The sequence below is a fragment of the Streptomyces sp. NPDC101110 genome (assembly GCF_044759525.1).
In the GTDB taxonomy this organism is placed as follows: Bacteria; Actinomycetota; Actinomycetes; order Streptomycetales; family Streptomycetaceae; genus Streptomyces.
On sequence record NZ_JBIVZM010000008.1, the window covers coordinates 12,324 to 31,785 of the forward strand.

20 protein-coding genes are annotated in these 19,462 nt (G+C 71.8%); 8 read left to right on the forward strand and 12 right to left on the reverse strand.

Annotation, left to right across the window (positions count from 1 at the left end):
* The 3 genes from ACIQU3_RS19995 to ACIQU3_RS20005 are packed head-to-tail and all read right to left on the reverse strand — an operon-like array spanning position 1 to position 3,278.
* Entirely contained in the window at positions 1 to 1,350 is a 1,350-nt protein-coding gene (locus ACIQU3_RS19995; RefSeq protein ID WP_403730575.1) for an ABC transporter substrate-binding protein, read from the reverse strand.
* Positions 1,351 to 1,360: 10 nt separating this feature from the next.
* Positions 1,361 to 2,296, reverse strand: coding sequence for a carbohydrate ABC transporter permease (locus ACIQU3_RS20000; RefSeq protein ID WP_403926772.1), 936 nt, complete (start codon positions 2,294 to 2,296; stop codon positions 1,361 to 1,363).
* A 16-nt stretch (positions 2,297 to 2,312) separates the two neighbouring features.
* Complete coding sequence (locus tag ACIQU3_RS20005; RefSeq protein WP_403730582.1) at positions 2,313 to 3,278, reverse strand: carbohydrate ABC transporter permease; 966 nt, start codon at positions 3,276 to 3,278, stop codon at positions 2,313 to 2,315.
* 173 nt (positions 3,279 to 3,451) lie between these two features.
* On the opposite strand from ACIQU3_RS20005, the gene ACIQU3_RS20010 reads away from it, so the two are divergent.
* Positions 3,452 to 4,612, forward strand: coding sequence for an ROK family protein (locus ACIQU3_RS20010; protein WP_403926775.1), 1,161 nt, complete (start codon positions 3,452 to 3,454; stop codon positions 4,610 to 4,612).
* A 151-nt stretch (positions 4,613 to 4,763) separates the two neighbouring features.
* Positions 4,764 to 4,949: a hypothetical protein gene (locus ACIQU3_RS20015; protein WP_104788133.1), complete on the forward strand. Its 186-nt coding sequence runs from the start codon at positions 4,764 to 4,766 to the stop codon at positions 4,947 to 4,949.
* 211 nt (positions 4,950 to 5,160) lie between these two features.
* On the opposite strand, the gene ACIQU3_RS20020 is transcribed toward ACIQU3_RS20015, so the two are convergent.
* Positions 5,161 to 6,507 (reverse strand): S1 family peptidase, encoded by a 1,347-nt coding sequence (locus ACIQU3_RS20020; RefSeq protein ID WP_403926777.1) that lies wholly within the window; start codon positions 6,505 to 6,507, stop codon positions 5,161 to 5,163.
* 122 nt (positions 6,508 to 6,629) lie between these two features.
* A complete protein-coding gene (locus ACIQU3_RS20025) occupies positions 6,630 to 7,619 on the reverse strand; it encodes a hypothetical protein (protein ID WP_403730592.1) in 990 nt (329 codons plus the stop codon).
* A gap of 24 nt (positions 7,620 to 7,643) precedes the next feature.
* Here ACIQU3_RS20025 and ACIQU3_RS20030 point away from each other — a divergent pair, with 24 nt between their 5' ends.
* On the forward strand, positions 7,644 to 8,822 hold the full coding sequence (locus tag ACIQU3_RS20030) for a MalY/PatB family protein (RefSeq protein ID WP_403730595.1): 1,179 nt from the start codon (positions 7,644 to 7,646) through the stop codon (positions 8,820 to 8,822).
* Between the two features lie 30 nt (positions 8,823 to 8,852).
* Entirely contained in the window at positions 8,853 to 9,233 is a 381-nt protein-coding gene (locus ACIQU3_RS20035; protein ID WP_403730598.1) for a PPOX class F420-dependent oxidoreductase, read from the forward strand.
* 58 nt (positions 9,234 to 9,291) lie between these two features.
* On the opposite strand, the gene ACIQU3_RS20040 is transcribed toward ACIQU3_RS20035, so the two are convergent.
* Both ACIQU3_RS20040 and ACIQU3_RS20045 read right to left on the reverse strand, forming a co-directional pair.
* Positions 9,292 to 9,702 (reverse strand): Zn-ribbon domain-containing OB-fold protein, encoded by a 411-nt coding sequence (locus ACIQU3_RS20040; RefSeq protein ID WP_234850110.1) that lies wholly within the window; start codon positions 9,700 to 9,702, stop codon positions 9,292 to 9,294.
* A gap of 136 nt (positions 9,703 to 9,838) precedes the next feature.
* Positions 9,839 to 10,564, reverse strand: a complete 726-nt coding sequence (locus ACIQU3_RS20045; RefSeq protein WP_403730602.1) for a TetR family transcriptional regulator — start codon at positions 10,562 to 10,564, stop codon at positions 9,839 to 9,841.
* 218 nt (positions 10,565 to 10,782) lie between these two features.
* Here ACIQU3_RS20045 and ACIQU3_RS20050 point away from each other — a divergent pair, with 218 nt between their 5' ends.
* The gene (locus ACIQU3_RS20050) at positions 10,783 to 11,487 is read left to right on the forward strand and encodes a peptidoglycan-binding protein (RefSeq protein ID WP_403730605.1); all 705 of its coding nucleotides are present in this window, start codon (positions 10,783 to 10,785) and stop codon (positions 11,485 to 11,487) included.
* 9 nt (positions 11,488 to 11,496) lie between these two features.
* Positions 11,497 to 11,985 (forward strand): flavin reductase family protein, encoded by a 489-nt coding sequence (locus ACIQU3_RS20055; RefSeq protein ID WP_403926780.1) that lies wholly within the window; start codon positions 11,497 to 11,499, stop codon positions 11,983 to 11,985.
* Positions 11,986 to 12,319: 334 nt separating this feature from the next.
* Here the strand turns inward: ACIQU3_RS20055 and ACIQU3_RS20060 are convergent, their stop codons facing one another.
* The 4 genes from ACIQU3_RS20060 to ACIQU3_RS20075 all read right to left on the reverse strand — a co-directional run bounded on the left by ACIQU3_RS20060 (position 12,320) and on the right by ACIQU3_RS20075 (position 16,988).
* Positions 12,320 to 14,713 carry a SpoIIE family protein phosphatase gene (locus ACIQU3_RS20060; protein ID WP_403926782.1) on the reverse strand — a complete coding sequence of 798 codons (2,394 nt, stop codon included), beginning with the start codon at positions 14,711 to 14,713 and terminating at the stop codon, positions 12,320 to 12,322.
* 107 nt (positions 14,714 to 14,820) lie between these two features.
* On the reverse strand, positions 14,821 to 15,387 hold the full coding sequence (locus tag ACIQU3_RS20065) for an antibiotic biosynthesis monooxygenase (protein ID WP_403730614.1): 567 nt from the start codon (positions 15,385 to 15,387) through the stop codon (positions 14,821 to 14,823).
* Positions 15,388 to 15,430: 43 nt separating this feature from the next.
* On the reverse strand, positions 15,431 to 15,805 hold the full coding sequence (locus ACIQU3_RS20070; RefSeq protein ID WP_403730617.1) for a hypothetical protein: 375 nt from the start codon (positions 15,803 to 15,805) through the stop codon (positions 15,431 to 15,433).
* A 265-nt stretch (positions 15,806 to 16,070) separates the two neighbouring features.
* The gene (locus tag ACIQU3_RS20075) at positions 16,071 to 16,988 is read right to left on the reverse strand and encodes a MurR/RpiR family transcriptional regulator (protein ID WP_403730620.1); all 918 of its coding nucleotides are present in this window, start codon (positions 16,986 to 16,988) and stop codon (positions 16,071 to 16,073) included.
* A 155-nt stretch (positions 16,989 to 17,143) separates the two neighbouring features.
* On the opposite strand from ACIQU3_RS20075, the gene ACIQU3_RS20080 reads away from it, so the two are divergent.
* Together ACIQU3_RS20080 and ACIQU3_RS20085 are read left to right on the forward strand one after the other, a co-directional pair.
* Positions 17,144 to 17,305, forward strand: a complete 162-nt coding sequence (locus tag ACIQU3_RS20080) for a hypothetical protein (RefSeq protein ID WP_403730624.1) — start codon at positions 17,144 to 17,146, stop codon at positions 17,303 to 17,305.
* 52 nt (positions 17,306 to 17,357) lie between these two features.
* Positions 17,358 to 17,759, forward strand: coding sequence for a DUF3662 domain-containing protein (locus ACIQU3_RS20085; protein ID WP_403730627.1), 402 nt, complete (start codon positions 17,358 to 17,360; stop codon positions 17,757 to 17,759).
* A 19-nt stretch (positions 17,760 to 17,778) separates the two neighbouring features.
* Here ACIQU3_RS20085 and ACIQU3_RS20090 read toward each other — a convergent pair whose 3' ends face one another.
* The gene (locus ACIQU3_RS20090; protein WP_403926785.1) at positions 17,779 to 19,443 is read right to left on the reverse strand and encodes an ArnT family glycosyltransferase; all 1,665 of its coding nucleotides are present in this window, start codon (positions 19,441 to 19,443) and stop codon (positions 17,779 to 17,781) included.
* Positions 19,444 to 19,462 lie beyond the last annotated feature (19 nt).

Consider the following 19,462-nt stretch of genomic DNA (forward strand, 5'->3'; position numbering starts at 1 on the left):
TCACTGGGAGAGGATGAGGTTGATCTGGTCGTTGGTCTGGTCGAGGCTGCTCACGGGCTTCCCGTTGCCGTAGATGTCCTCCATCGCCGGCTGCATGAGCGCCGTCATGTCGGCCGAGTAGCTGGCGATCGGGTACGAGAAGGTCCGGAAGTGCTTCTTGTCGGCGACGGGCTCGGTGAACGACGAGACGTCGATGCCCTTCTTCCGGTAGGCGGCGACGGCGGCCTCGGTGCCGGCCCTGGTCGCGGGGAAGACGACGCCGTACCCGCCGACGACGGACTGGCACCGGTCGGAGGCCAGGTAGGCCACCCACTTCTTCGCGCCCGCCTTGTTCTTGGAGCCCTTGGTGACGGAGTCGGCGAGGCCGTTCATCATGGTGGCGCGCTTGCCGGTCGGGCCGGCCGGCGTCAGGGCGGTCTTCATGTCCCGGCCCTTGAAGCCCGCGTAGGTGGAGATCATCCAGGCCCCGTCGAAGGCGGTGGCCGCCTTGCCCGCGGCGATCTGCGTGTTCTGCTGGTTGGACTGGATGTTGTAGTCCGACAGGGGTGGCATGTAGCCCTTCTTCGCCAGACCGAAGTACCACTTGACGACCGACTGGAAGGTCTTGCTGTCGTACTGGTACTTCGTGCCCCAGCGCGGCTTGTTCAGGTAGTTCCACCCGGCCGAGCCGGTGAAGGGGCTCCACTGTGTCTGGCCGTCGCCGAAGCCGCCGCCGCCCGTGGCCAGGCCGTACACCTTGACGTTGTTCCTGTCGAAGCCCGGCTCGTCGCCGCGCTTGCCGTTCCTGTCGATCGTGAGACGGGCGATGGCCTTCTCGAAGGTGCCGCCGTCCTTCGGGTTCCAGGAGAGGCTGTTCAGCTGGTCGGCGGTGAGGCCGGCCGCCTCGGCCATCTTCGAGTTGTAGAACAGCGAGACGGTGTCCCAGTCCTTGGGAGTGCCGTAACGGTGGCCGTCCTTGCCGACCCAGTTGGCGGCGAGGCCCGGCTGATAGTCGGAGTTCTCGACGCCGAGGTCGTCGAGCGGTTCGAGGACCTTCAGATCGGCGAACTGGCCGAAGTTCTGGATGTGGTCGGTGAACACGTCCGGCGCGGTGCCCGCGATGAACCCGGCGGTGAGCTTGGTCCAGTAGTCGCTCCAGCCCAGCTGCGTGATCTTCACCTTCAGCCCGGGGTTCTCCTTCGCGAACCCCTTGGCACAGGCCTGGTAGGCGGGCAGCTGGTTGGCGTCCCACAGCCAGTACGTGACCGTGTGGGCGGAGGATCCGGCGGCGCCTCCTTGTGCGCACCCGCTGACCAGGGACAGCGCCAGCGCTCCGGTCGCCGCGACGAGCGGACGAAGTCGAATTCGCATCACAGTCCCCTTACTTGATCCCGGTGAAGCCGATGGAGCTGACGATGCGGCGGGCGAAGCAGGCGAACAGCACCAGCATCGGCAGCGCGGCGATCAGCGTCGCCGCCATGAGCCCGGACCAGTCGACGCCGGTCGCCGGGGTCTGCGCCCGGAACACCGCGAGCGCCACGGTCAGCACGCGCGAGCTGTCGCTGTAGGAGACCATCAGCGGCCAGAAGTAGTCGTTCCAGGAAGTGATGTAGGTCAGCACGCCCAGCGTGACGATCGGCGTGGACGCCATCGGCAGGACCACCCGGAAAAAGATCTTGATCTTCCCGGCGCCGTCGAGCAGCGCGGCCTCCTCGACCTCCTTCGGGATGTTCATGAAGAACTGGCGCAGGAAGAACACCGCGAACGGCGTCATGAACATGGTGGGCAGGGCGATGCCGAGGAGCGTGTCGATCAGGTGCAGTTGCTTGATGAGCACGAAGTTCGGCAGCAGTGTGAAGATGGCCGGCACCATCATCCCGGCCAGGAACAGCCCGAACACCTTGTCCCGGCCCCGCCAGCGCAGCCGGGAGAAGGCGTACGCGGCCATCGCGGAGAAGAAGATCTGGCACCCGGTGATCAGGGTCGACACCAGCACCGAGTTGAGCAGGTAGCGCCAGAACTCCAGTCCGCCGCCCGCGCCGCCCTGCGCGACGGCCTCCTCGGCCGACTGCAGGCCCAGGGCCCGTTCGAAGCCGCTGGTGGTGAGGTCCGCCGGCAGCGGGTTGGTGGGGTCGGTGTTCAGGCCCGCGTTGGTGGACAGCGCGGTGCGCAGGATCCAGTAGAACGGCAGCAGGGTGATGAGGACGATCAGCCCCATCACGGTCCAGGCGGCGGCCCGCCCGAAGGAGAACCTGCGCCGCACCGGCCGCGGGGTCGCCGGCGTGGTGGTCGTCGGTGTTGTCGCTACGGCAGCCATGGCGGTGTCTCCCTTCTCAGCCGAGGTCGGTCCGCCCGGCCCGGGTGAGCCGGTACTGGAGGACGGTGATGGCGCTCAGCACGACGAGCAGGGCGACGGACATGGCCGAGGCGTAGCCGAACTGGAAGCGGCCGAAGGCGGAGCCGTAGATGTAGTACTGCAGGACGTTGGTCGCGTTCGCCGGGCCGCCCGCGGTGGTCACGGCGACGGTGTCGAAGACCTGGAACGAACCGATCACCGTCATGATCAGCACGACCGCGAGCACCGGCCGCAGCAGCGGCATGGTGATCCGCCAGAACATCCGCCACTCGCTCGCGCCGTCCACCCTGGCCGCCTCGTACATGTCGCCCGGGATGGCCTGCAGACCGGCGAACAGCAGCAGGGCCGTGTACCCCACGTGCCGCCAGACGTTGATGAGCGCGATGGTCGGTATCGCCCAGGTCTCGTCGGCGAGGAACGGGATGCGGTCCACGCCGAGGCCGCTGATGATCTCGTTGCCGATGCCGAGCTGGGCGTCGAGGATCCACAACCACACCAGACCGGCCACGACGTTCGACATCAGATACGGCGTCAGCACGATCCCGCGCAGCATCGCCGACTGGGTCAGCCGCTGGAGCAGGACGGCCATGGCGAGCGCCGCGACCGTCTGGACGCCGATGTTGATGACGACGTACTCGACGGTGACCCAGAGGGAGTTCCAGAAGATGGGGTCGTTGACCATGCGGACGTAGTTGTCCAGGCCCACCCACTCCGCCGGCGTCAGCAGGTTGAAGCGGGTGAAGCTCAGATAGACGCCCCGCAGGGTCGGCCAGAGCAGGAAGACCAGGAAACCGAGCATCGCCGGTGCGATGAAGAGGGCGGCCAGCCGGCCGTCCCCCCGGTCCTCGCCGGACACCCCCCGTCGCGTCCGGGTCCTGCTGATGGCCTCCGCCGCGCCGCCCGAGGGCAGACGTGAAGGAGGACTGCTGGAGGCGATGGTCATCGGGAGACTCCCTCGCTGCGGCGGTTCGTCCTCATGGCGGGACTTACTTTTGGTGCGAAACAATTGCTGCGTCAAGGGGCCTGCAAACATCTTTTCCCAGGATCCGACATCAGCCTAGAGTGGTCCTGTTGATTTCGGTGTGAAAAAAAATGGGTGAGGGGAGTCCGACCTTCATGACCGAAGGCACCGCCGGCTGGCTGCCGCTGAGCCCGGGGGAGCGCTCCGTGGCGATCGAGGTGCTCGTCCACGGCCCGCTGTCCCGCGCGGAACTCGCCCGCAGGCTGGGCCTGTCGGCCGGCAGCCTCACCCGCCTGACCAAGCCGCTGATCGAGTCGGGCCTGCTGGTCGAGGTGCCCGAGGCGGGAGTGCCTGCCGGGGCGCGCCAGGGTCGCCCCTCGCAGCCGCTGGACGTCGTCGCCGACTCGGGCTTCTTCCTCGGCTTCAAGATCACCGAGGACATGGTCTACGGCGTCGTCACCACCCTTCGCAGCCACATCGTCGCCCGCCACGACCGCCGGCTCACCACCCACGACCCCGCCGAAGTCGCCGACGTGCTGGCCGGGATGACCGTCGAGATGGCCGCGGGTCACCCCCGGCTCGCCGGGATCGGCATCGGAGTCGGGGGCTTCGTGCAGGACCGTGCCGTGGTCGGCGAATCTCCTTTCCTGCTGTGGCGGGACGTCCCCCTGGCCGACCTGGTCGGGGAGCGCACCGGCCTGCCGGTTGTCGTCGAGAACGACGTCGCGGCGCTCGTCGAGGCGGAGACCTGGTTCGGCGCCGGGCGCGGCCTTGACCGCTTCGTCGTCCTCACCATCGGCGCCGGTCTGGGCTACGGCCTGGTCCTGGGCGGCAAGCGGGTGCCCTTCGCCGAGGAGGACCGCGGCTTCGGCCGGCACTGGATCGTCGACTCCAACGGGCCGCTCACCCCCGACGGCAGGCGTGGCAGCGCCGTCTCGCTGCTGACCATTCCCAGCATCCGCTACCAGGTCCGGGCCGCCACCGGCGAGGACCGGACCTACGAGGAGATCCTCGCGGGGGCCGCCGCGGGCGACCCGATGCCCGCCCGGATCGTCGACGAGGCGGCGCGAGCCCTGGGCACGCTCGTCGCGCAGATCTCCAACTTCGTGATGCCGCAGAAGATCCTGCTCGCTGGGGAGGGGGTCGGGCTGATGGACGTGGCCGGGAAGAGGGTCGAGGAGACGGTGCGCGAGCACAGGCATCCGCTCGCCGCGCCGGTCGGCCTGGAGACAAAGGTGTCCGACTTCCACGACTGGGCCCGCGGCGCGGCCGTGTTGGCCATCAAGGTGCTGGTGCTGGGATCGGCCGAAGCGTGAGTGACGGTGAACTTCCCGGCGGCGAAAGGTACTCGCAGGCGGCTGATGTGAACAGCCTCACGTTTACCGGGAGATGGACGTGATCAGTAACACTGTCCGAAATGACCGTTTAGCTCATGATTACTCACATCGTCTTCACGTCTGGCGACGTATGCTTCACAGCATGTCCACCACTGTTGAAACCTCATCCGAGCGATCGGCTGACGAGGTCAACGAGGAGATCCGCGCGCTGTGGCGCCGGTCGGGCGGGACACTGAGCGTCGAGCAGCGCGAGGAGTACCAGCGGCTCGTCCTGGAGTGGGCCGCCGCGGCCCCGCAATCGGCGCCCGCGGCCTGACCCTCGTCCCGGCCCGTCGTGCACCGGACCCTCGTCGAAGGGCACCCCTGATTCCATGGGTGCCCCTTTCGCGCTTCCTCAGCGGTTGTCGACGGAATCGTTGCTTTCCCCGGCGCCTGCCCGTCCGTCCCGCCGGCCTGAGGCTGCCGGGGGAGGGGATCGCGACCGTGCCGCGTACTCCGGGCCGACGGCGACTTCCGCGCTGCCGGCATCATCCCCACGTGGCCGAGTAGTACTGCCGGTACGCCTTCCGGTCCTGCTCCGCGCGGATCCACCGGGTCGCCACCAGGGCGACGAGACTGCCCGCGATGACGAGCATGCCGGGGCCGACATTGCGCGGGTCGGTGAGGCGGCCCAGCAGTGTCGAGACGTCCGTACCGGTGATCGGCGCCGGCGATCCCGGCGAGGCGGCGCCCTGCGTCGCCGACGGCGCGGGTGCGGCGCCCGTACCGCCCGCCGACTTCGCCACGATCAGCTTGACGCCCAGTTCGGTCAGCGCCTTCGTCACCGGCTGGAAGAACGTCGTACCGCCGGCCCTGCAGTCGCCGCTGCCGCCCGACGTCACGCCGAGCGCGATGCCGTCGGCGAACATCGGGCCCCCGCTGTCGCCGGGTTCGGCGCACACGTCGGTCTCGATGAGGCCGGTCACCGTGCCCTCGGGGTAGTTGACCGTGGCGTTGAGCGCGGTGACCTCCCCGTCGCGCAGCCCACTGGTGCTGCCGCTGCGGAAGACCTTCTGCCCGACCTCCGCATCGGCGACGCCTGTGATCCGCACACCCTTGCCGTCACCGACCGCGACGACGTCCGCGCCCTTGCCCGCACGACCGCTGTCGTACTTCACCAACGAGTAGTCGTCGCCGGGGAAGCTCCCCTTGAGCGAGGTGCCGACCTGCTGCCGGCCCCGGTCGTCGGCGAACCACAGGGAACCGTCGGACCCGCAGTGCCCGGCCGTGAGGATGAAGTCGCTCTTGCCGTCCGTCACGTTGAACCCCGCCGAACAGCGCCCGGCCGTCGACAGGATGGGCTGCGCGCCGTTGATCCGGGTGGTGAACGTGCCCTCGGTGCGCTCCATGCGCACGAAGGAGCCGATGCCTTCGGCGACCTCGGTCATCCGGGACCAGTCGGAGCCGGAGACGGTGCTGTCGCCCCGCACCACCACCTGGTTGTTCTTGTAGTCCAGGGCCCAGGAGGTGCCGGACACCCGGGGGGCCGAACGCAGCGTCCTCGCCGCGGACTTCAGGTCGCTCATGCTGTGGCTGACCATCTTCGCCCGCGCACCGGCCCGTTCGACCTCGGCCGCCGCCTGTTCGTCGGTGACCGCCACGACCGGCCGCCCGGCCGAGTCGACCCAGCTGCCCGCCGTGCGGGTGTTCCCGAGCCGGGACACGAGGTCGGTGCCCTCACCCGTCGCCGGCGGCGCGGTGAAGGGGACCCCGATGGACGGGGCCGCCGGCTCGCTCGCCACGGCGGTGGTGACCATGGCTCCTCCGAGGAGGAGTCCGCCGACGGCCGCCAGCCGTGTCACTCGCCGGACGACCCGTCGTCGTGCGTGCCTCATGCATGGCTCCCGAACCCGAACATCACGATGCGAACAGCGCGGGGCCCTCCTTGAGTTGAGTGCCCCTCATCCATACGGGGCTCAGCCGTGCCGTGTTCAGCGCACCGGTGATCTCTTCCGCGTCAACCCGCGACCGGACCCGCGAGCAGGGCCCCGCTGCGGGCATCACCCCACACCGAGTCCGGGTCGACGTAGGGCCGCAGCAGGGCGGTGAGCGCCGGGTCCCCGCGGCCGTTCAGCTCGTCCGAGGCGATCTTGCGGGCGATCCCCGCGAGGAAGTCCGCCACCTGCACCCGTGCGTCGTCCCGCGCGACGACCAGCCGGAGCCCGGCCAGCCCGATTCCGGCCCGCCGGGCCGTTTGCCCGATCCACGCGATGCGGTCGGGCGTCAGCATGTTCTGCCGGTCGTGCACCAGGTGCACCGTCCGCCCGTCACCGCTCCAGAGCGCGGCCGTGCGCACGATCGCCGGGAGCAGCGGATTGAGCAGCGGGACCAGCGGCGGCCCGGCCAGGAGACCGTCCCGGTACGACACCGCGCGGGAACGGGTCGCGGCGAGGCGTTCCAGGACCCGCGCCGCGTCCGTGCGCGGATGGGCCCGGCGCAGGGCGTCGACGGTCGTGTAGAAGCCGTCCACCGGGTCCCCGTCCCGGCGGACCCGCAGCAACTGGTTGGCCGCCTCCAGGAACGCCCGCCAGCCGGCCTCCCCGAGCTCCTCGCGCCCCGCGCGGAACAGCTCGCCCGCCTCGTCCGCGTCGTCCAGCAGCAGGCCGACCGTCCGGTCCACCACGAGGAACGTCTTCTCCATGAGGTGCACGCGCGCCCGCCCGTGGATCGGCCCCCGTGGCGCGAGCAGCCACTCCAGCACCGCGCGGTGCTTCTCCCGCAGCAGGTGGTTCGCCTTGTACTCCTCGGCCGGTGACCGGATCCGGTCCCGGATCTCCCGCACCGCCGCCGCGGCCGCCGCCTCGGACAGCGACACCCCGGCGTGCGCGAACACGTCGGTATTGCCGCCGGTGAGGTTCTCACCGTCCGACCCCGACTCGTCGCAGGCGACCTCGAGAATCGTGCCCCCCGCCCCGCCCCGCCGCCCGTCCACATGATTCCCGCTCACCGCACAGCCCCCTATCGTGTGCCCATGACCAGGATCCCGCACGAATCGTCCGGTGAGCCGAATCCCCTGCAAGCCCTCACCCTCGACCGTCTCCGGCAGCGCACCAGCATGAAGTGGCGCACGTATCCCGAGGACGTGCTGCCGCTGTGGGTGGCGGAGATGGACGTGCCGGTCGCGGAGCCCGTCGTGCGCGCCGTCACCGACGCGCTCCGCCTCGGGGACACCGGTTACCCGGCCGGGACCGGATACGCGCAGGCCCTGGCCGCCTTCGCGGCGAAGCGGTGGGGCTGGGACGGGCTCGCCGTGGAGCGCACCGCGATCGTGCCCGACGTCATGCTGGGTGTCGTCGAGATGCTCCGGCTGGTCACCGGACCCGGTGACACGGTGGTCGTGAACCCGCCCGTGTATCCGCCGTTCTACCTGTTCGTGGAGCACATGGACCGGCGGGTGGCCGAGGCCCCGCTCGGCGCGGACGGGCGTATCGACCTCGCGGTCCTGGAGTCGTCCTTCCGGCAGGCCGTGGCGGACGGGCGGCGAGCCGCGTATCTGCTGTGCAACCCCCACAACCCGACCGGCACCGTCCACACGGCCGAGGAGCTGTCGGCCGTCGCCGGCCTCGCCGAGCGGTACGGAGTCCGCGTCGTCGCCGACGAGATCCACGCCCCGCTCGTGGTCGGCGGCGCCGGTTTCGTGCCGTACCTGAGTGTGCCGGGCGCCGAGCGGGGCCTTTCCCTGATGTCGGCCTCGAAGGGCTGGAACCTGCCCGGGCTCAAGGCCGCCCTGGCGATCGCCGGGCCCGGGGCCGCCGCCGACCTGGAGCGGATGCCCGAGGAGGTGGGGCACGGCCCCAGCCACGTCGCCGTCATCGCCCACACCGCCGCGCTGCGGGACGGCCTCGCCTGGCTGGACGCCCTGCTGGCCGGGCTCGACACCAACCGGTGGCTGCTCGCGGACCTGCTCGCCGAGCACCTGCCCGCGATCCGCTACCGGCCGGGCGACGCCACCTACCTGGCCTGGCTCGACTGCCGCGCGCTCGGACTCGGTGACGACCCGGCCGGCGTCTTCCTGGAGCGCGGCCGGGTCGCCCTCAGCTCCGGCCCTCCCTTCGGCGCGGGCGGCGCCGGCCATGCCCGCCTCAACCTGGGGACCTCGAAGGAGGTGCTCGAAGAGGCCGTGCACAGAATGGCGGCGGCGCTGCGCTGAACCCGGGCACACGCTCGTACACTGCCCGCCATGGACGACAGGACGCTGGACGAACTCGGCGCGGGCAAGTACCTGCTGATCACCAGTTACCGCAGGAACGGCACGCCGGTCGCCACCCCGGTCTGGGTGGTGCGCGACGGCGCGGCACTGGGCGCGTGGACACCCGCCGACTCCTGGAAGGTGAAGCGGATCCGCAACCGCGCCGACGTGCTGGTCGGTCCCTGCGACCTGCGCGGCAACCCCACCGGCGACCAGGTGCCCGCGACGGCGGAGATCTGCGACCCGGCCACCACCGCCCGCTACCGGCGGCTCATCGCCGGCAAATACGGCCTGATGGGCCGGCTGACCCTGCTCGGCAGCCGGTTGCGCCGGGGCGTGGACGGCACCGTGGGCATCCGCATCACCCTCTGACGGCCGGCCGGCACCCGAGCGTAAGGCGCCTGCCCGGCGGGAATCCCGTCAGGGGGCGTCAGCTCCAGGCCCGGTACGGCTCGTCCAGGAGCTGGAAGACCGGCTCGCCGCGTACGGGGTCCTTGGCCGTGGACAGCCGTACCCGGTCCCCGCTGTGGATGCCGATCGGCGGGCCCATCACCCGGCCGCGGACCACGAAACCCTCGGCCATCTCGATCATGGAGACGTTGCGTGCCGCGGGGGTGTTGCGGTGCACCACGGTGGAGTGGCGGACCGTGCCCGTGCCCTCGGCGCGCTCCGTGCGCAGCTCGCTGCCCCGGCAGACCGGGCACAGCAGCCGGTGGTACATGGCGGTGCCGCACCAGGTGCAGCGCTGGTAGAGGATGGCCTCCGAGCCCTGGCCCCTCGGGTCGAGCAGACCCGTGGCGGAGCCGGCTGCCTGCTGAGTGACGCTTCCTGAGTGGTACACGCTGGTCAACTCCCTGCACTCGGCCGGAATCCGCGCACGCGATCACTCGCGCACACGGGTGCTCGGCTCGCCGTGCCACCGTGCACGCAGCACAGAGTATGGCACTCAGTGCCACTCGTAAAGGCACTCCGTTCCCTCAATCTTCGCGGCCTCGGCCCCGCCCCAGCGTCGTCTCGATCTCCTGCACCACCCGCCACAACGGCGCCCCGCGCCGCGACACGACGACCACCACGTCCTCCGGCTGCTCCGCGGCGGGCGGCACCGGCACCCCGCCGAACGCCGACTGCACATAGGCCAGCGCGTGGTCGACCGCCGCGCTCGCCTCGCCCTCCCCGTCCGAACGCAGCCAGGAGCGCAGTGCGTTGTTGTGCGCCGCGACCACCGCCGCCGCGATCACATCGGCCTGCAGGGTGCCGTCCCGGCGGGCCGTGAAGCGCCGGCGCAGGTACGCGGCGAGAGCCCGCTCGTAGCGCCAGACGACGGACAGTTCGTAGGCCCGCAGCCCCGGCACCTGCTTGGTGAGGCGGTAGCGCTGCACGGAGAACGTCGGGTTCTCGGCATACATGCGCAGGACCAGCCGGGCCGCGTCACAGACCCGCCGCACGGGTTCGTCGTCGTCGGAACCGTCCGCCAGGAAGGCCGTCATGTCGGCCAGGCAGCGCTCGTGGTCCGGGAAGACCACGTCCTCCTTGGAGGGGAAGTAACGGAAGAACGAACGCCGCCCGACCCCGGCGAGCGCCACGATGTCGTCGACGGTGGTCTGTTCGTACCCCCGCTCCAGGAACAGCTGGAAGGCCGCCGCCACCAAGGCGTCCCGCATGGGCGGCTTCCCGGTGCCGGCCTCGGCTTTCTCGGAGCTCATGAGCGCGAACGTAGCACCCGGCGGACCTGCATGGCACTCGGTGCACACACAGGGGGGTACTGAGTGCTCTGTCCTTCGGCCCTCGGCCGGTCTCTGAACCCCACAGGCGGCGGCCGCGTATCCAGTACCGCGGCAGGCGGCGTCCGTCCTGTCGCGGCACCAGCGTCAGGACGATCCCCGAAGACGGGCGCCCCGGGGCCCGGACGAAGGAGAACAGCGTGTCGACACCGTCCGAGCCACGGCCGTCGCAGGACGGCCCGGTCCTCGAACCCATCCGTGTCCTGCGGCCCCGCCGGACCGACGCACTCGCGGAACTGATGCGGGAGTTCCGGCAGGAGACCGGCCGGGAACCCGGCGGCTACGAGTCCGTCGCGCTGCCATCGGCACCGGCCGGCTCCGAGGCCTCCACGCAGGAACTCCCGCCCGTCGCCCGCGAGACCCGCCGGCGTGCGGACGCCGAACCCCCGGGAGCCGGGCTGCGCCGCGCCGCCGTCGCGGTGGCCGTCCTCGCGGCCGCGGTGCTCGGCTTCGGCGGGGCGCTCCTGCTCCGCGGCGGGCCCGGCGACGACAGCGCGGCACCCGCGCCCGTCCCGCCGCGCTCCTCCGCCTCCGCGCCCGGCCCCGCCTCCGACCCGCCGTCCGCCCCGTCCGGCCCGCCCGCCACCGCGCCCGTGGACCCCGACGGCGCCGGCACACTGCGCGAAGGGGCGTCCGGCCCGGAGGTGACCGAACTCCAGCAACGCCTCCTGCGCATCCCGGACGTCTACCGGGACGGCTCCACCAGCGGCCGCTACGACCCCACCCTCACCGCGGCGGTCGCCCGCTTCCAGCTCTGGTACGGCATCCGCGGCGACGAGACCGGCGTCTACGGCAACGACACCCGGGCCGCCCTGGAGTCGCGCACCCCGGCGGGCACGAGCTGATGTGTGACCATGGCCCGCATGGACAGGTTCATCGACCGGCTGAACCCCGACATGTGCGTGGTCACCGCCGCCGCGGGTGGTGAACGGGCGGGCTGTCTGGTCGGGTTCGCCTCGCAGTGCTCGCTGCGGCCCGTGCGGTTCGTGGTGTGGCTGTCCGAGCTCAACCACACGTTCCGGGTGGCCCGGAACGCCGACGTCCTGGCCGTGCACCTGCTCGGCCGCGAACAGCACGCCCTGGCCGAGCTGTTCGGCGGGCGCACCGGCGACCGGACCGACAAGTTCGCGGGCCTCCGCGTGCGTGAGGCGTACGGCAAAGCCCTGGTCCTGCGGGACACGCCCGCCTGGTTCGTCGGCCGGATCGTGACGCGCGCGGACGGCGGCGACCACGTCGGCTTCGTCCTCGACCCGGTCGAGTGGGGCGGCGACGAGGACTACGACGGGCCGCTGCTGCGCCTGTCCGACGCGCTCCCCATCGACCCGGGCCACCCGGTCGGCTGACGGCGCTGTTTCGAACGCCGGGCAACAGCTGGGAAAAGCACCGGACGGCGGGGTCGTGCGGCGTCACCCTGGGGCCCGGGCGCAGTACGCAGCGCCCGAACCACCGCGAACGAAGGCCCCGCCCATGAACGCCTCCCGCATCCCCGGCCTGGTGCTGCCCACCCTCTTCCTGCTGGCCCTGCTGGTGGGCCTGTGGTGGTACTGGCGCCACCGAGGGGACCTGTGAGGCAGCGTGAGCCCGGGGGAGTTCCGGCAGATGCCCGCGGGGCATCGCCCGGTGCGGCGAGAGGGCGTGCCAGGCGTCGCGCGGCAGGCGGGGCCTTGCGGACACGACCTAGCCGTCCTGCATCCCGGGGACCCGGACGTCCACCACGCACACGTCGTCCCGCCGCACGTCCGGCAGCATCCGCGCCAGCAACGGTCCCAGCGACGCGGGCCCGTCGCCGTGCGGGACCGCCACCGCCTCGGCGAGCTCCTCCAGACCCCGGTCGATGCTGTGCGGAGGGTGCTCGACCAGGCCGTCCGTGTACAGGATGAGCCGGTCGCCCGGATGCAGACGGCACTCGGCCTCCTGGTAGACCGGCGTGGCCGACGCCCCCAGCAGCATGCCGCCCGGGCGGCGCAGATACCGGGCCTCGCCGTCACGCAGCAGCAACGGCGGGGGATGCCCCGCCTGCGCCCAGACCAGGCGGCGGCGACGGGGGTCGTAGCGCGCCAGCACCATCGTGGCCGTCGTGTGGGAGTCGCGCGAGTGCAGCAGCAGCGTGTTCAGCCGCGCGAGCGCGCCGGTCAGGGACGAACCCGTGATGACCATGCCCTTCGCGGTGAACCGCAGCTGGGCCATCGTGGCCACGGCGTCCACCCCGTGCCCGGCGACGTCGCCCACCACCAGCAGCGCGCTCCCGTCGGGCAGTTCGATGGCGCTGAACCAGTCACCGCCCACGTGCACCCCCGACTGGGCCGGCAGATAGGCGACCTCGACCCGCAGCCCGGCCAGGTGCACGGGACGGTTGGACATCGGCAGCAGCGCGTGCTGGAGCCGGGAGGCCAGGGTCCGCTCGGCCTGGAGCACGTCGTGCTGCGTCAGGATCGCCCGCTCGCTCTCGACCAGGGCCAGCTCCGCCCGGCGCCGGGCGGTCATGTCCTGTACGAAGCCGTGCACCTCAACGGGCGTACCGTGCCGGTCGGGCACCGCCTCGGCCACCAGACGCAGATGCCGGATGCCACCGCTCGTCCGGATCCGGAACGGCACGTCGAACGGCCGCCCGTGGTGCACGAGTTCACCGATGGCACGCGTCAGGGCGGGCGTGTCCTCGGGCAGCGCGAGCTCCGGCACCTCGGGCAGGCGCACCGGACCGCGTCGGGGATCGACGCCGAAGAGGGAGAACACCTGGGTCGACCAGGACGCCTCCTGCGTGGCCAGGTTCCAGTTCGCCCATCCGAGGTTGCCCAGCCGCTGCAGGTCCGCCAGCCGCTGTTCCTGCCGGTCGGAGGAGCCGTGCCGGATCCACGAGACGACGAGGGTGTCGCCCAGCGGTGCCACACGTGCCGTGTACACGGACAACTCGGCGACGCCCGCCACGACCTCCTCGTGTGCGAACGGCTCACCCTCGTACGCCGACCCGGTGGCCAGCACCCGCAGACAGCCCTGCCACAGCGGCTCGGCAGCCAGGGCCGGGCGCAGCTCCAGCAGCCGCCGCCCGGCGGTCTCCTCACCGCTGCGACCCAGCAGGTCACCCACCTGGGCGGTCGCGGCCTCCACGCGGAAGTCCTCGGTCTCACCCGTCGCCGCCTGCAGCGGGGTGAGGAGCATCGCCGCGACCGGCAGCGCCTCGAACAGCGCCTGCACCGCGTCCGTGGCGGCGTCGGCGTCACGCTCGGGCGGGGTGTCGAAGGCCCGCAGCCGGCCGGCGCACAGCCCGGTGACACCGTGCAGGTGGGCGCGATCGCGCGAGGTGAACGCCCCGGCCCGGCCGCGCAGCACACCGATGCAGACCTCGGCGGAGCCCGCGACGAGCACGGGCAGCCAGGCGCGCGAGCGCCACCGGTCGGGAGGGTCGCCGATGAGGAGGTAGCGCCGTTCGTCCGCGGGGTAGTCCTCCAGCCAGCGCGGCTCGCGCGCCCGCAGCGCGTCGAGTGCCGCCATTCCGCTCAGCGGCGGGACCTGGCCCCACTGGGTCGCCAGTTTGTCGTCGATCCCCGCGTGGCCGGTCAGCTCCAGGCCGCCGTCGGGCCTGCGGGCGTAGATCAGGACGGCGTCCGCCGCCATGTCGGGGCCGAGATGCTCCAGCAGACATCCGGCGAGGTCGTGCGGGGTCGTCACCCGAACGAGGGCCTGGCCGAGGCGGGCCAGGGCCGCGGTGACGTCGTCCGGCACGGCCGAGGTCTCCAGGTCGCCCGCCCGGCCGGGGATCTCCGAGCCGCGGAACTCCCTGGCGGTGCCCGAGCCGGATGCCCTCGGCGCGAGCGTGCCGAGAGTGATCCAGCACTCCTCCAGCAGGGTGTGACGGCCGGCCTTGGCCCGCTGGAGCAGCTGTTCCCCCGCCGCGTCGGCGGCACAGCCGGTCAGCGCCATGACGGCGCCCTTGGCCCGTTCCACGACAGCGGAGGTGGCCGCCTGGTCGCGCAGCCGGTCCAGCTCGGCGCGCTGCCGGGCGACGATCTTGGCCAGTTCGACCAGGTCCGGTGCGGCACCGGGCTGCGCCGGCGTCACGGGCTCGCTCGTCACGCGTCGAGCATTGCACACCTGGCCCGGATCGCAGACCGACTTGTACGCACGGGATGATCCCCGTTCCCCGAGGTCCCCCGGGTCGCATCCGCCTCACGGGGAACCGCTCACCGTCCGCCGCGCGGATACAGCCACAGCCGGAACAGCCGGCTGAGCCGCGGCATCACGAGGTAGGTCAGCAGCGGAAGCAGCACCAGCGGGAAGACGGCCGCCCGCAGAGGCAGCGGCCAGCCGGTGGTGTGCGGCGTCACCAGCCACTGGATGAGCAGGGTGAACGGGTAGGCGCCGAGGAAGGTGGTGAGGACCATCTTCCACCGGGGCGGGGCGTGCACGGTGGTGCCCGGCAGGCTGAACCAGGTCTCCATCCCGGTCGTCGACTGGCGCTCGCTGCTGACCTCGGTCGCGATGTCCTCGATCTGCCGGTGCCAGTGCGCCCGCTCCTCGGACTCCAGCCAGGCGGCGAGCCGGTGTGAATCGGACCAGCGCAGCACCGCGTGGTAGCGGTGGCCGTCCTCGGGCGTCAGCCAGGAGACGCCCTCGTTGCCGGGGAACTGCCGTGCGCAGCGGGTGATGCCGTGCGTCCACTCCTCGAACCGCTGCTCCCGGCCGGGGCGCACCTGCCAGGTCAGGACCGTGGTCACCGGCTCACCGCGCCGGGCTGTCGTGGTGCTCATTCCCCCACGTGTGCCACGCCCGGCGCCGGTCATGCCCGGCGGCTCACGGCTGGCGGTTCGCCTCGACCAGGGCCTGGGTGACCGCCCGGACGCTGCGGGCGATGTGCTGGAGCTGCATGACCTCGGCCGCGTACAGCTTGATCGTGTGCTCGATGACGCCCTCGTGCAGGCCCAGCCCGGGCAGGTCGGCGCGGGCGGTCTGCAGAGCGGTGCGGGCGACCCGGATCTCGTTCTGCACCTGGATCTGGGCATGCCGTGCGAGGAGGACGGGGTGGCGGACGAACACGGGGTATCCGGCGTAGCGCGTGGGCATCAGCTCGCGCAGCCACTTGGCCGCCGAGCGCTCCCAGTCGTAGCTCCCGGGGGTCTTGACCTGGCAGGGCCAGTCCGGGCTGATGCGCGTAGTCGTGAGGGGCATGATCATCGCTTCCGGGTGTGCGGCGTCGCGTGGGTGGACGACGGGTCGGGGCGGCCCCGGCCTAGGGGATGACCGGGGCCGCCACGGACACCCGGGACCCGGAGTGGGTAGGACCCGGCTCCACGGGTGCGGAACGGATCCGGAACTGCCGGGTCGCGATCCGTGAGCAGTATTTATATATGCCATCCGGTTTGCAAGGAGCATGAAAACATTCATGCGTGCTTTGTTGCGGATGGTCCCCATGTGGGATCCGCCGTGCGTCCGCTCAGTCCCTGAGGAAGAACTGGTGCTGGTCGGCGACCTGCTCGTACTCCTCGAGACGCGCCTGGGTCCGCTCCGGGTCCGCGTCGGTCATGGCCTGCAGCAGAGCCGAGCACATCACGCCCGGGGCGGCGTAGGAGTCGAAGACCAGCCGCGAGCCCGTCCCGATGGCGAAGACGACGTCGGCCTCGTCCGCCAGCGGCCCGAGCGCCAGATCGGTGATCAGGGCGACCTTGAGGCCGGCGCCCCGCGCGACCCGGACCGCCGTCAGGGTCTCCTGGGCGTGCCGCGGCATGGAGAACGCCAGCACCCACGTGCCGCCCGCTTCACGCGACTGCAGCAGCGCGTCGTAGGCGACGCTGCCGCCCCGCGTCACGAGGCGTACGTCCGGATGGATCCGGCGGGCGGCGTAGGCGAAGTACTCGGCGAGCGAGACGGAGATGCGCAGCCCGAGGACCGTCAGAGGGGCGGACGAGGACAGCTTGCGGCCGATGTCGATGACCAGGTTCGGGTCGGCCAGGTCGCGCCGGAGGTTCTCCAGGTTCTCGATCTCGGCATCGACCGCCGCCTGCAGCTCGTTGCCCCGCATTTCCTCGGCCGGGCCGACCGCGAGGGTGCCCAGCGCGATCGACTGCAGTTTCTCCCGCAGCGCCGGGTAACCGCTGAAACCGACCGCCGAGGCGAACCGCGTCACCGAGGGCTGGCTGACGCCGACCCGGTCCGCGAGTTCCGTGATCGACAGGAACGCCGCCTCGGTGATGTGCTCGATCAGGTACTGCGCGATACGCCGCTGCCCCGGGGACAGCCGGGGCCGGTCGAAGAGCGTCCTGAGCTGGGCAGACGGGGAGACCTCCGCTTCGGGGGCGGACTTCCCCGAGGTGATCGCGGATGCCTGTGCGCGTGCCTGCTGCGGCGATGGCAACGGTGCGCCTCCTTCGTCTCCCACGGACGTTCAACATAGCTCACGCACATGGTGACCAGGGCTTCTCCGGGCGGCATGAGCCGCCCCGCCGGGGGTTACCCGTACGCCGGGCGGGAACCCGCCGCCGCACACGACCGAGGAAGGAGCCGTTCGCCATGACCGTCCCGGAGGAGAGCCGGCCCAAGACGGAGACCACCGACGAACCGCTGGAACGTCGGGACGAGACCGCCACCCGCCCACCGGGCGCGACCGGCCGCACGATGCGCGAGGCGCTGGAGGAGGCCGAGGTTCGCCCCGACGACTACGACGACCGCTAGGGACACCCCCCGCACACGACCGAACCACGACGCTTCCGGCAGGAGTGACGGCATGAGCGCGCTGAGTGCGCTGGAACAGACCCTGGAGAACCGCTGGGACGCGCTGTGGGCGCGGCTCCTCGACAAGGAACCGGTCGAGGTCCTCGACGCCCTGCGGCGCGAGTGCGACGACAACGCCGTCGTGTGCCGCGAGGGCCGCGTCATGGTCCCCAACGCCTACGACGTGGAACTCCCCGACGACGTGCACGACCATCTGACCCGCACCGGCACCCACGTGGGGCAGGCGCTCACCGACCGCCTGTCCCGCCACGCGGAACGCCGCGGCTACGAGTTCGCCGGCCCGCTCGCCGTCCACGTGGCGAGGTGCCCCGACGTGCCCAACGGCCGCTACCGGGTGGCGAGCAGGGTCATGCAGCACGTGAGCGCGGACGGGTTCTTCTACGCGACGCACTGACGTACCCGCGCAACGGCACTCAGCGGCGGTACAGCGTGATCGAGTGCCCCACGTCATCGACGGGGCGGCTGCCGCCGATCAACTCGGCCAGCCGCCCCGTGGCCTTCGCGGCCGCCGAGTCCGACACGGCCAGCAGCCCCCGCACCTCACGCACCGGCACCCGCCGTGGATCCGACGCCTCGATGCCGTAGGAGGAGGGCACCCCGCCGCCCTTGTACACGAGCCACACCCGCTCACCCGGATACCGCTCCCGCAGCCGCTGCGCGAGCCGCCCGAGGTCCTGCCCCCAGTCCACGTTCGAGTCGTGCAGCCACTCCCGGGTCCTGCCCGGCCCCCCGAACGCCTCGTTGGAATAGGGCAGATAGAAGGGGTACGCCCGCACCGAACTCAGCGCGACGACCGCGACCAGCACCGCCACCCCCGAAGTCACCCACCGCGACCGCACCACGAGCACGCACCCCGCGGCCACCGCGAGGAACAGCGGCAGGACGAGGGCGTACCGCGTGCCGAAGTTCCGTGCCCCCTGCATGGCCGCACCCAGCAGCACCAGGGGGACGGCCAGCACATACGGTGCGGCAGGGCGCAGCCGCCGGACCGCCACGACGGCCGCGGCGCCCCCGGCCCACGAGGCGAGCATCCCCAGCGGCGTCTTCACGAGCAGCGCGGCCGGCAGGTAGTACCACCGTGAGCCGTCGTACAGCCGCCCGTACAGGAACCCCTGCCACGGACGGTTCTCCAGCCCGAACTGCATCCGCATCCCGTCGCGGTAGGCCTCCGGGAACGGCATCGTCTCCACCAGCAGCCCCCGCAGCCCGTGCACCACCGGCACGTGCTGCTCCGGGGCCCAGCGCAACCGCGGATCGACCACCAGATACGTGATCCACACGACGGCCACCGCGACCAGGACCAACCCGCCCGCGGCCGCGGCGGCCCTGCGCCGGCTGCCTCCCGGCGACCGCAGGACGGACACGGCGGCCAGCACCGTCAGCACCGGCACGGCGGGCAGCACGCTCATCTTCGTGGCCAGGGCCGCGCCGAGCGCGGTCCCCGCGAGCGGCACGTACAGCCGGGGCGCACGGCGCGCCCGCCACACCAGCCACGCCGCGGTCAGCACCAACCCGGCGGCCGGCATGTCCAGCGTGGCGAGCGAGCCGTGGGCGATGACGTCGGGGGAGAAGCAGTACAGCGCGAGTGCGGCCGACCCCGCGGCGGTCCCGGCCAGTTCACGGGCGAAGGCGAAGACCACCAGCCCGAACGACAGGGTCAGCGCGATCACCGGAAGGCGGGCCCACAGCATCAGCCGCCAGGGGTCGTTGCCCGACCCGTACAGCAGATGCCGGCCCCACCGCCCCTGGTCCCCGGTGAAGCGGGGGCCGATGTGCGGATCCGCGAGGGCGACCCCCGCACCGATGACCAGCTTGCCCAGCGGCGGATGCTCGGGGTTGTGCCGCAGCCGGTGCTCGTGCACGTACTCCGCGGCCGCACCCACGTACACCGGTTCGTCGATCGTCGGGGTCTGCTGCACGGTGGTCGTCACCATCGCGAACGCCATCTGCGCGAGCAGTACCGCCACGAGGAGGACCACAGGGAGGCGTCTGCCCGGCCGGGGCGTGGCGTCGGCCCGTGCCGGGGGCGACAGCGACACGGGCCGCGGAACGGCGGGAGCGATCCGGAGGTCCCACATGGACCCACTCTGCATCAGC